At 47.7% G+C, this 12,333-nt stretch carries 9 protein-coding genes; 8 read left to right on the top strand and 1 reads right to left on the bottom strand.

Annotation, left to right across the window (positions count from 1 at the left end; translation table 11 throughout):
* The first annotated feature begins 336 nt into the window (after window positions 1–336).
* From nifJ to DXA20_RS08895, 5 genes are all read left to right on the top strand, one after another.
* The gene (gene nifJ, locus DXA20_RS08915; RefSeq protein WP_022306772.1) at window positions 337–3,891 is read left to right on the top strand and encodes a pyruvate:ferredoxin (flavodoxin) oxidoreductase; all 3,555 of its coding nucleotides are present in this window, start codon (window positions 337–339) and stop codon (window positions 3,889–3,891) included.
* A 190-nt stretch (window positions 3,892–4,081) separates the two neighbouring features.
* Entirely contained in the window at window positions 4,082–4,573 is a 492-nt protein-coding gene (locus tag DXA20_RS08910; protein ID WP_118560191.1) for an HD domain-containing protein, read from the top strand.
* 149 nt (window positions 4,574–4,722) lie between these two features.
* Complete coding sequence (locus DXA20_RS08905) at window positions 4,723–6,042, top strand: aspartate kinase (protein WP_022306770.1); 1,320 nt, start codon at window positions 4,723–4,725, stop codon at window positions 6,040–6,042.
* A 58-nt stretch (window positions 6,043–6,100) separates the two neighbouring features.
* Entirely contained in the window at window positions 6,101–6,412 is a 312-nt protein-coding gene (trxA, locus tag DXA20_RS08900) for a thioredoxin (protein ID WP_022306769.1), read from the top strand.
* A gap of 106 nt (window positions 6,413–6,518) precedes the next feature.
* On the top strand, window positions 6,519–7,502 hold the full coding sequence (locus DXA20_RS08895) for an NAD(P)/FAD-dependent oxidoreductase (protein WP_118560203.1): 984 nt from the start codon (window positions 6,519–6,521) through the stop codon (window positions 7,500–7,502).
* Window positions 7,503–7,508: 6 nt separating this feature from the next.
* On the opposite strand, the gene DXA20_RS08890 is transcribed toward DXA20_RS08895, so the two are convergent.
* Window positions 7,509–8,378 (bottom strand): helix-turn-helix domain-containing protein, encoded by an 870-nt coding sequence (locus DXA20_RS08890; RefSeq protein WP_118560189.1) that lies wholly within the window; start codon window positions 8,376–8,378, stop codon window positions 7,509–7,511.
* 237 nt (window positions 8,379–8,615) lie between these two features.
* Between DXA20_RS08890 and DXA20_RS08885 the strand changes: the two genes are divergently transcribed.
* The 3 genes from DXA20_RS08885 to DXA20_RS08875 all read left to right on the top strand — a co-directional run bounded on the left by DXA20_RS08885 (window position 8,616) and on the right by DXA20_RS08875 (window position 12,327).
* Window positions 8,616–9,938, top strand: a complete 1,323-nt coding sequence (locus DXA20_RS08885; RefSeq protein WP_118560187.1) for a family 43 glycosylhydrolase — start codon at window positions 8,616–8,618, stop codon at window positions 9,936–9,938.
* A 34-nt stretch (window positions 9,939–9,972) separates the two neighbouring features.
* Window positions 9,973–11,493 carry a glycoside hydrolase family 43 protein gene (locus tag DXA20_RS08880; RefSeq protein WP_022306765.1) on the top strand — a complete coding sequence of 507 codons (1,521 nt, stop codon included), beginning with the start codon at window positions 9,973–9,975 and terminating at the stop codon, window positions 11,491–11,493.
* Window positions 11,494–11,568: 75 nt separating this feature from the next.
* Entirely contained in the window at window positions 11,569–12,327 is a 759-nt protein-coding gene (locus DXA20_RS08875) for a YlmH/Sll1252 family protein (protein WP_118560185.1), read from the top strand.
* The last annotated feature ends 6 nt before the right edge of the window (window positions 12,328–12,333 follow it).

Genomic DNA, 12,333 nt, shown 5'->3' with positions numbered 1-12,333 from the left:
TTGCGAAGCAATCTTGGAGGGCAAAACGCTGGTTTTGCCCTTTTGTTCTGGTATAGGAAAATGCTCGTAATGTGGTGGAAGGCCAACGAGAATTGCGAAGCAATTCTTGGAGGGCAAAACGCTGGTTTTGCCCTTGTTCTTGTTTAATGATGTCATGTAGAGTCTCAATAAACGACTGCTATTGATAAAAAACGGCAGTATCACTAGCATGAAAAAAGTGTAAATTTTTTGTTAAGTTCGCTGTTTTCCGACAAAAATGAACCTCCCATTCTTTACATTTGATTTTTTAAGTGATAAAATGTTATCAGAAACTATATTAAGGAGGATTCTATACAAATGGCAAGAGCTAAACAATCTATGGATGGAAATACCGCCGCAGCTCATGTAGCGTATGCCTACACAGAAGTAGCAGGTATCTATCCTATCACACCTTCCAGCCCAATGGCTGATTCCGTTGACCAGTGGTCAGCAGCAGGACAGAAGAACATCTTCGGTAATACCGTTAAGGTTGTAGAGATGGAGTCTGAGGCAGGTGCAGCAGGTACCGTACACGGTTCCCTTGCAGCAGGTGCACTCACTACTACATTTACAGCATCTCAGGGTCTTCTGCTGATGATCCCTAATATGTATAAGATTGCCGGTGAGCAGTTACCATGTGTATTTGATGTATCTGCACGTACAGTATCTACACATGCACTGAATATCTTCGGTGATCACAGTGACGTTTACGCTTGTCGTCAGACCGGTTTTGCTATGCTGGCTGAGACAAACCCACAGGAGGTTATGGACTTAAGCCCGGTTGCACATCTTGCATCACTCGAGGGCAAGGTTCCTTTCATCAACTTCTTCGATGGTTTCCGTACTTCTCATGAGATTCAGAAGATCGAGAAGTGGGACTATGAGGATCTGAAGGAAATGTGTCCAATGGACGCTGTTGAGGAGTTCCGTGCACACGCACTGAATCCTGAGCATCCGGCAGCTCGTGGTTCTCATGAGAACGGTGATGTATTCTTCCAGCATCGTGAGGCTTGTAACAAGGCTTATGATGAGCTTCCTGCAGTAGTAGAGAAGTACATGGGCAAGATTAATGAGAAGCTCGGTACAAACTATGGTCTTTTCAATTACTATGGTGCTCCTGATGCAGATCGTGTTATCATCGCAATGGGTTCCATCTGTGATGTTGCAGAGGAGGTAATTGATTACCTGACAAAGGCTGGCGAGAAGGTTGGTCTTATCAAGGTTCGTCTGTATCGTCCATGGTCTTCAGAGGCACTTCTTAAGGTGATCCCTAAGACAGCTAAGAAGATCGCAGTTCTTGATCGTACAAAAGAGCCTGGTTCTCTTGGTGATCCTTTATATCTTGATGTTGCAGCTACTCTTCGTGAGGCAGGTCTTAATGACATCGTTCTGACTGGCGGACGTTATGGTCTTGGTTCTAAGGATACTCCTCCTTCATCAGTATTTGCTGTTTATACAGAGCTGAAGAAAGATGCTCCTAAGCCACGTTTCACAGTTGGTATCGTAGATGATGTTACCAATCTCAGTCTTCCTGAGGTTAAGCCGGCTCCTATCACTTCTGCACCTGGTACAAAGGAGTGCAAGTTCTGGGGTCTCGGTGGAGATGGTACTGTAGGTGCTAACAAGAACTCTACAAAGATCATCGGTGACCACACAGACAAGTATATCCAGGCATACTTCCAGTATGATTCAAAGAAGACCGGTGGTGTTACAATTTCTCACCTTCGTTTTGGTGACAACCCGATCAAGAGCCCATATTACATCAACCAGGCTGACTTCGTAGCATGTCATAACCCTGCATATGTGATCCAGGGCATGAAGATGGTTCAGGATGTTAAGCCGGGCGGAGTATTCATGATCAACTGCCAGTGGTCTGATGAGGAGCTTGATAAGCATCTCAACGCTGAGGCTAAGAAATATATCGCTGACAACAATATTCAGCTTTACACGATCAATGCAATCGATAAGGCAATCGAGATTGGTATGGGTAAGCGTACCAACACAATTCTTCAGTCTGCATTCTTCAAGCTGGCTGACGTAATGCCGATCGATGATGCTGTAGAGTTCATGAAGCAGGCAGCTAAGAAGTCTTACTCTAAGAAGGGTGACGCTGTCGTAGAGATGAACTACAAGGCAATTGATGCCGGACTTGATGCAGTACACAAAGTAGAGATTCCGGATTCTTGGAAGAATCCTGTTCCAGATGCTCCTGCTAAGGAATTAGAGGGACGTCCGGAGGTTGTTAAGCTTGTTAAGAATCTCCTTGAGCCGATCTCTAAGATGGATGGTGATAGCCTTCCTGTATCTGCATTCGTTGAGAATCCGGATGGACAGTTCGAGACAGGTGCTTCTGCATACGAGAAGCGTGGTACAGCCGTAACAGTTCCTGTATGGGATCCTAACACATGTATCCAGTGTAACAACTGTGCGTTCGTATGTTCACATGCAACAATCCGTCCATTCCTCCTTTCTGAGGATGAGGTTAAGGCTGCTCCGGAGCAGATCAAGCTTTCTGACACAAAGCCTAAGGCTGGCGAGTACAAGTTCGTTATGAGCGTATCTCCTCTGGATTGTATGGGATGTGGTGAGTGTATCACAGTATGTCCTAAGGCAGCAGACGGTGCGATCAAGATGGTACCACAGGAGTCACAGGCAGATCAGCAGCCGGTATTTGATTATCTGGTAGCTAATGTTAGCAAGAAGGACAGCGGATTTGCAGATACTACTCCTAAGGGAAGCCAGTTCAACCAGCCACTCCTTGAGTTCTCAGGAAGCTGTGCAGGTTGTGCAGAGACATCTTATGCACGTCTCGTAACACAGCTGTTTGGTGAGCAGATGTACATCTCTAACGCAACAGGATGTTCTTCTATCTGGGGTAACCCGGCTGCAACTTCACCATATACAGTAAACAAGGACAGCAAGAAGGGACCGGCTTGGTCTAACTCACTGTTCGAGGATAACGCAGAGCATGGTCTTGGTATGTATGTAGGTCAGAAGTATCTTCGTGACCAGGCTATCGAGACTCTGAAAGAGATCGCAGCATCTGACGATGCATCCGCTGATGTTAAGGCTGCAATCGATAAATACCTTGAGACAAAGGATGACACTAAGGCAAACGTTGAGCCTACCAAAGCACTGATCGCTGAGCTCGAGAAGTGTGGCTGTGAGAAGTCTAAGGCAGTACTTGCTAAGAAGGATTATCTTTCTAAGAAGTCTGTATGGATCTTCGGTGGTGACGGTTGGGCATACGATATCGGATTTGGTGGTCTCGACCACGTACTTGCATCCGGTGAGAATGTAAACGTTATGGTATTCGATACAGAGATGTATTCTAATACAGGTGGACAGGCATCTAAGGCTTCCAACATCGGTGAGGTTTGTCAGTTCGCTGCTGCCGGTAAGGAGATCGGCAAGAAGTCTCTTGCAGAGATCGCTATGAGCTATGGCTATGTATATGTAGCACAGATTGCTCTTGGTGCAAACCCTGCACAGGCTGTTAAGGCAATCGCTGAGGCTGAGGCATACAACGGACCATCCCTGATCATCGGTTATGCTCCATGTGAGCTTCACGGAATCGCTAAGGGTGGTATGAACCACTGTCAGGATGAGATGAAGAAGGCTGTTAAGGCTGGTTACTGGAACCTCTTCTCATTCAACCCTGCTCTTAAGGCAGAGGGCAAGAATCCATTCAGCTTCACATCTGAGAAGGGTGTAAACTTCGATGATTATCAGGCATTCCTGAACAACGAGGCTCGTTACACTCGTCTGATCAAGCCATTCCCAGAGAGAGCTGAGAGACTGTTCAAGGAGTCAGAGGATGCTGCAAAGGCTCGTTATGAGCATCTGCAGAAGCTGGTAGAGCTTTACAAATAATTCTGCCATGACTTTAAGAACGATCGGAGCTTAATCTGATATATGTAACTACGAGGAGGTTGTTGCAATTATGCAGCAGCCTCCTTTTTGTTATGTCAGAAAATTTGTTGTTTTCTGATACAACAAAAAAGGTTTGAAGAAAAGGCGGCACCTGCTGTATACTTTGTGTGGAAGGAGTGGAGAACATAATATGAAAGATAATAATATATTAATAACAGAAATGATTCGTTATTATGCCGGTGATCCCAAACGGATCCAGCATTTTATAAAGGTATATACGTTCGCCAAGATGATCGGGGAAAAGGAGAAGCTTCCTGCCGGGGAGCAGTTTATACTGGAGACGGCGGCAATCGTACATGATATTGGAATCAAGCCGGCTGAGGAGAAATTCGGTCAGTGCGGCGGTAAGCTGCAGGAGAAGGAGGGACCGGCGGCAGCGCAAAAGCTGCTGACAGCATTGGGCTATCCGGAGAAGGTGATTGCAAGAGTATGCTATCTGGTGGGTCATCATCATACCTATGACGGCATTGACGGTATGGATTATCAGATCCTGGTGGAAGCGGATTTTCTGGTGAATCTGTATGAGGACGGGGTGTCCGGCGAGGCGGTAGAGCGTGCGGGAGAGAAGATATTCCGGACGAAATCAGGCACGGATATTCTTGAAACAATGTTTCAAAAATAAACAAAATCGTTAAAATGGGTTTTCAAATCGGCGATTTTGTGATAAATTGATTGTCGGAGCATTATCAAAAGATAATGGAGGCAGATATGCCGGGATCGGATTGATCCGGGCGGCAGGATTACGAGATTGAGAATAAAGGAGTCAGAAATATGATTAAGGTAGTAAAATTTGGTGGAAGCTCTCTGGCAAGTGCAACGCAGTTTTCAAAGGTTGGCAAGATCATCAAGGCTGATCCGGAGAGAAAATTTGTTGTTCCAAGTGCACCGGGCAAGCGGAACGACAAGGATACCAAGGTTACAGATATGCTGTATGCCTGCTATGCGCTGGCAAAGGAAGATAAGAGCTTTAGCAGTGCATTAAAGAAGATCAAGGATCGTTATGAGTCTATTATCAACGGACTTCATATGAAGCTGTCCCTCGACGAGGAGTTTAAGACTATCGAGAAGAACTTCGCAGAGAAGGCAGGAGAGGATTATGCAGCATCTCGTGGTGAGTACCTTAATGGTATTATCATGGCAAATTATTTAGGATATGAGTTTGTGGATCCGGCAGATGCGATCCGTTTCGATGTGGACGGTAATTTTATGCCGGAGGAGACCGACAAGCTGTTAAAGAAGCGTCTCAAGGGCGTTGAGAGAGCGGTTGTACCGGGATTTTACGGTGCAAAGGCTGATGGCACGATCAAGACATTCTCCAGAGGAGGATCTGATATTACCGGTTCTATCGTATCAAGAGCCGTACATGCAACAAGCTATGAGAACTGGACAGACGTATCCGGATTCCTGATCGCCGATCCGCGTATCATTGACAATCCGGAGCCGATTAAGATCATCACATACCGTGAGCTTCGTGAGCTCTCTTACATGGGTGCGAGCGTGCTTCATGAGGACGCCGTATTCCCTGTTCGTCAGGCTGGTATCCCGATTAATATCCGTAATACCAATGCACCGGAGGATGAGGGTACATGGATCGTAGAAAGTACCTGTCATCATTCTGCATACACGATCACCGGTATCGCAGGTAAGAAGGGCTTTGTTGCCGTAAATGTTGAGAAGGATATGATGAACTCCGAAGTTGGTTTCGGACGTAAGGTTCTTACTGCATTTGAGGAGAACGGTATTAACTTTGAGCATATGCCGTCCGGTATTGATACCATGACAGTATTTGTTCATGAGCCGGAGTTTGAGCAGAAGGAGCAGAAGGTGATCTCCGCGATCCATCGTCTGGCACATCCGGATACGATCGATCTGGAGGCTGATCTTGCTCTGATCGCTGTCGTTGGACGCGGCATGAAGTCAAACCGTGGTACTGCCGGCAGAATCTTTTCTGCGCTGGCACATGCCAACATCAATGTTAAGATGATCGATCAGGGATCATCCGAGTTAAACATCATTATTGGTGTCAGCAACGAAGACTTTGATGATGCGATCAAGGCAATTTACGATATTTTTGTCACAACCCAGCTGTAATAAATGTTCTGTATTCTGGGGATAATAGAAAGATATGATAAGGAATGGAGGGATTGTTATGGCAGTAGTACATGTAACAACAGACAACTTTGAACAGGAAGTAATGCAGTCTGATAAGCCGGTACTGATCGACTTCTGGGCATCCTGGTGCGGACCTTGTATGATGCTTGGTCCTGTGGTAGAGGAGCTTGCCGGAGAAGTAGACGATGTCAAGATCTGCAAGGTGAATGTGGATGAGCAGATGGATCTGGCACAGCAGTTTAAAGTTGTCAGCATTCCGATGCTGATCCTCATCAAGAACGGTGAGGTCACAGCGAAGGATATCGGAGTCAAGAGCAAGGATGAGCTTTTGGCATTTATGCACCAGTAATAGCACGAATAAAGATAAAGCAGGCGTTTTTTGCCTGCTTTATTAGTATATTGCATTTTTGAAACAGAAGGAAATACAGAGATCAGGAGGGCTTATGGCAGAGAAAATATATGATGTGTTGATCGTGGGAGCAGGAACAGCCGGGTTGTCGGCAGCGATTTATGCACTGCGGTCCGGTAAGAGTGTGCTGGTACTCGAGGAGAAAATGTACGGCGGACAGATCGTTGTGACTCCGGAGATCGAGAATTATCCGGGTATTGCAAAGATATCCGGTTTTGAATTTGCGCAGGGACTTTATGAGCAGGCGAAGAATCTCGGCATGGAGTATGAGACCGGTAAGGTTACGGCACTGAAACGGGAATGCAACGGTGACTCTGCGGAGCTTGAGGTGGCAGAACTTTCGCCGGACGAAGAGGAATGCAGCCGTGATATTTTCAAGGTATCGGTAGAGCAGGGCGGTGAGCAGAAGCTGTGCCGGACGAGAAGTGTGATTCTTGCGACCGGAGCGAGAAATCGTCCGCTTGGTCTTAAGAATGAGCGGGAGATGATCGGACACGGTGTGTCTTACTGTGCGACCTGTGACGGCATGTTTTTCAGGGGACGTAAGGTGGCGGTTGCCGGAGGCGGCAATACGGCATTGGAGGATGCTTTGTTTCTTGCACAGTATTGTGAAAAGGTCTATCTGATCCACCGGCGCGATACGTTCCGTGGAGAGCCGGAGAAGCTTACACTGTTAGAGACAAAGGAGAATGTGGAGATTTTGCGATCCTGCACAGTGACAGGAATGGAGACGGATGAGAACGGCAATCTGGAATCGCTGCATGTCTGGAATAAGAAGCAGGAAAAGGAGCTTTTAGTGCCGGTGGCAGGGTTGTTTGTGGCGGTAGGACAGATGCCGGAGAATCAGGAGTTTGCAGAGGTTGCGCCATTGGATGAGCAGGGATACATCAAAGCAGGTGAGGACTGTAAGACAGAGACTGAGGGTGTATTTGTGGCAGGAGACTGCCGGACGAAGACAGTGCGCCAGCTTACGACAGCAGCCGCAGATGGCGCGGTTGCTGCATTGGCGGCATGCGAATATCTCGGATAGCGCGCCTTACCCCTGCGACGGATCGTTGCGGTATTTTAACGGCGGCATCCCCATAAACTGCTTGAACTTGCCGGAGAAGTAATTGCCGTCCGGATAGCCGCTGCGGATCGCGATCTCCGTGACCGGAAGATCTGTGCTTCGCAGCAGGCGTGCGGCAGAGCGGATGCGCAGTGTGTGCAGATATTTCAGGGGACTGGTGCCGTAGATCTCGTGGAAGACACGCCGGAAATGACGGGGCGACATGCCGGACATGGAGGCTAACTCTTCGACGGAGATATCCTCGCGGAAATGGAACTCCATGTAGGCGACTGTGTTGGCGAGCGATACGGTATTATCATCGGCTTCTCCGCTTTTGTCAAAAAGGCGGGACAGCGAGGTGATCATCTGAAGGAAAAGACCGCTTGTCATCGTCTGGTATCCGGCAGAGTGTGATACATATTCGTGATGGATCCGTGTGATCATCTGATCGAAGGTATCGAAAACATCCGGCGCCAGATGAATGCGGGATTGAAAGCCGTTCTGCTGTGTCAGGGCAGGTTCAATGACGAAGAGTGAATGATAGCCGGGCAGCGATTTGATATCACCAAAGTTCTTTAAGAAATAGTCCGGTTGAAACATAATATTACAGATCCGAAAATGACGCGGATCCTTATAGGCGTGGGATGTATTTTCGTTGATGACAAATACATCCCCTTTTTGGATCGGATACTCCTCATCATTGACAATGTGGGTGGCGTGACCGCCCAGCACAAAAACAAGCTCCGAGAAGTCCGCATGGTTGTGGAGAAACATGTTCTCGTCATGATGACCATACTGGATATAGAATGGAAAATCCTTCTGTGCGGTAAAGTAATGAAGATGCATTTCTGATATCATAAAACTCCTCCCGGATGGTGGCCTTAGCTGCTGTATTATTATGTCCGAAATACAAAGATTAGTGTCCGTATTCCTCTAGTAGATTCGCATTTGATTTCGTATGATTATACTACAACATAACAAATGTGTCAAAGAAGAAAACAGCGCAAAATGCTGTAATAAAGCGGTGTTTCGAATGAGACGTTTGTTGTGACACAGCGAACAATATACGAAATAAAACGAATGGAGGACAACGAAATGGCAAATCCGTATTTACCAAGTTGGGAGTATATCCCGGATGGAGAACCGAGAGTGTTTGGAGACAGAGTTTATGTGTATGGTTCCCATGACCGTGTAGATTCTGCCGAATTTTGTGATTATAAACTGAAGGTATGGTCAGCGCCTGTGAATGAACCGGGCAAATGGGTGTGCCATGGTGATGCGTTCCACACAAAGGCAGATAGAGACCATTCTTCTGATGTAGACTGGTCCGAGAAATGTCTTTATGCACCGGATGTGGTGGAGAAGGACGGCAAGTATTATCTGTATGCATACATTCTTGATTCCAAGGGCTGTGTGGCAGTGAGCGACAGACCGGAGGGACCGTTTGAATTGTTGTCCCGTTATGAGTATAATATCCCTAACCATTACGATAACGGTACTTTTATTGATCCGGGCGTGCTTGTGGATGATGACGGCAGAGTTTATGTGTACTGCGGATATCTCGGCTCCTACATGTGCGAGATCGACGGAAGCAACATGTATCAGGTGATCGATGGAACCTATCAGGAGAATGTCATTCCGACCGATGAGCCATGGAATTTCTTCGAGGCGTGTTCACCGAGAAAGGTAGGAGATACCTATTATCTGATCTATTCCCCGAAGCGTGGCTGCCAGCTTGCCTATGCAACCTCAGATTCTCCGACAGGACCGTTTACATATCGCGGATATATCGTGGATAACGGCATTGATTTTCCGGGCGGCAATAACCATGGATCCATTTGCAAGATCGGGGATCAGTGGTATATTTTCTATCACCGTATGACCAACGGAACGATTATGTCCCGCAGAGGCTGTGTGGAGAAGATCGAGATCCTTCCGGACGGAACGATCCCGACAGTAGAGATGACCTCTCTGGGCTTCGAGGATTCCTTGAATCCTTATGAGCAGACACAGGCTGACACCGCCTGCGTGCTGAAGGGCAGCGAGCAGCTGATGATCACACAGATCGATGCATTTACCAGAGTGATCACCAACATCACCGAGGGCTGTGTGATGGGCTGGAAGTATTTTGATTTCGGCGAGGATCACACCAATGGGACCATGACATTATCCCTAAAGATGCAGCCAAGAGGATGCAGTGGGCGAGTGCATGTATATCTGGATGACCCGGTAGACGGTGAGAAGATCGGTACCGTTGAGTTTGGCACGGGAGATCATGTGGCAGAGGGCATCATGCGTATGGTGACCGGCAGACATGCAGTATATTTTGTGGCAGAGGATGCGCACAGCGGATGGGCAAAGAACAGCTTTGTGAACAGACAGCTTCTGGATCTGGAAGCATTTGTTTTCCGTAAATAAAAGATGTTAATGATAACAGAAAGGAAAGATTATTATGAAGATCAGTAATCCGGTTCTTCGGGGCTTTTATCCGGACCCGAGTGTATGTAAGGCGAATGGAAAGTATTATATGGTATGCAGCTCGTTTGAGTATTTTCCGGGCGTACCGATTTTCGAGAGTGAGGATCTGGTTCACTGGACACAGATCGGTCATTGTCTGACGAGAAGCACACAGGTAGATTTAGAGCGTATCAACAGCTCCGGCGGTGTCTTTGCACCAACGATCCGTTACCATGAGGGACGCTTTTACATGGTGACTACCAATGATACATATCACAAGAACTTTTATGTGTATACCGATGATATTTACGGTGAGTGGTCAGAGCCTGTTTTCGTGGATCAGGGAGGCATCGATCCGTCCCTGTTCTTTGAGGATGGCAAGGCATATTTCATGAGTAACGGAAGCGATGAGGACGGCAAGGGCTGTATTTTCCAGTGCGAGATCAATATTGCGACGGGAGAGCGTCTCACTGAGAGCAAGCCGATCTGGAAGGGGAATGGCGGACGTTATCTTGAGTCACCGCATCTGTTCCATATCGGGGACTGGTATTACATCACTGCTGCAGAGGGTGGTACCGAGTATGGTCACATGATCACATATGCGAGAGGAAAGAGCCCATATGGACCATTCGAGTCTTATCCGCTCAATCCGGTTGTGACAAACCGCGATCTCGGTGGTCATCAGAGCCGCATTCAGGGAATCGGACATGGCGATCTGGTGCAGACGGACGATGGAAGCACATTTATCGTGTGCCTGGGCTTCCGTCAGGAGGGCATGTGGATGCCGTTCCATCATCTGGGACGAGAGGTGTTCTTAGTGCCGGTACAGTGGCAGGAGGACGGCTGGTTTACTGCCGGTGTTAATGGTACGGTGGAAGCAGAGATGGAGATGAACCTCAATGCAGCCGGCGAGGATACCTGCTATGATGTTTCCTTTGAAAAGCTTGGAGCAGACAGCTTAAGATGGTGTCATCTGAGAGCTTATGATAAAGAGAACTATCAGTTTACCGAAAACGGTGTGAACCTTCGAGGCAATCACTATACGCTCGATGATGTGGATGCGCCGACCTTCCTCGGCGTGCGTCAGTCCGAGTTTGACACGACACTCGATATTACCGTGGGTGGCAATTCACCGGAGGCAGGTATTACCTTCTATCTGTGTGAGGATCACCACTACGACCTTTATCTGACACAGAAAGACGGTGTGAAGAAGGCTGAGCTTCGTTTGACAACCGGTGATGCACAGTGTGTAAAGGCATCAAAGGCACTGGGAGAGGGACAGCAGGAGGTAAGCTTCCATGTAGAGTCTGAAGGAGAATTTTATACATTCTTCGCAGAGCTTGCCGGAGAGAGCGTGGAGCTTGGGAAGGCGAGAACAAAGTATCTTTCCTCTGAGGTAGCAGGCGGCTTTACCGGTACGGTAATGGCAATGTATGCGATAAATCCACAGGAAGACAAGGATGCGTGGGGAACCTTCCGTGACCTTGAGTGGACCATGAGAAAATGGGTTGATTAGACGAAATCTCTGTGATATGCTTGATAAGCATCCGGATTTTGGAGTTAATTTGACAGCATAACAGGAGAGAGTATCATGAACAGGGATGAAGAATTTCTGATCAAAAGAATAAAAGATCTGGCGGAGCAGTCCTACCGCACCGGCTTATATACCTATACCGGCTTTCTGAATCAGCAGGAGCAGGCGGTATATGCCAGAGTAAGGAAGGATACGGCGCCTGTGACAGCAATGTTTTCCGGCGGTGTTGATGGCTGTGAGCGGCAGATACTCCGGTTTGGCGATGAGGAAAGTCTGGGATACGATGCGGGCTTTCCTATTTGCTGTATTGAGATCAAGCCGCTGATTGAGAAGTTTGCGGATGCACTGACGCACCGGGACTATCTTGGAGCGTTGATGCATCTGGGGATTGAGCGCAGTACGCTCGGGGATATTATGATCCGTGATAAGACCGCATATTTGTTCTGTCTGGAGAAGATCGCACCGTTTATTCCGGAGAATCTGGATCAGGTAAAGCATACACATGTGCAGTGCCGGATATTAGACCGGATGCCGGAGGCGGTACGTCCGAAGCTGCAGGCGGTCAAGCTGATCGTGCCGAGCATGCGGCTGGATGTGATCGTGGCAAAGCTCTGTCATCTTTCGAGAAGCCAGAGCATTGCACTGTTCCGTGAGAAGAAGGTGTTTGTCAACGGTTATCAGATGGAGAACAACAGCGGCACTCTAAAGGAGCAGGATGTGGTGTCGGTGCGGGGCTACGGCAAGTTTATCTGTGACGGTATTTCCGGAGAAACAAAAAAAGGAAACCTGAATATCCAGGTTTCCAAATATGTATGACGGACA

It is taken from the genome of Roseburia sp. AM59-24XD (assembly GCF_003478445.1).
Lineage (GTDB): Bacteria > Bacillota > Clostridia > Lachnospirales > Lachnospiraceae > Jutongia.
This window is presented reverse-complemented; position numbering and strand designations above follow the sequence as displayed.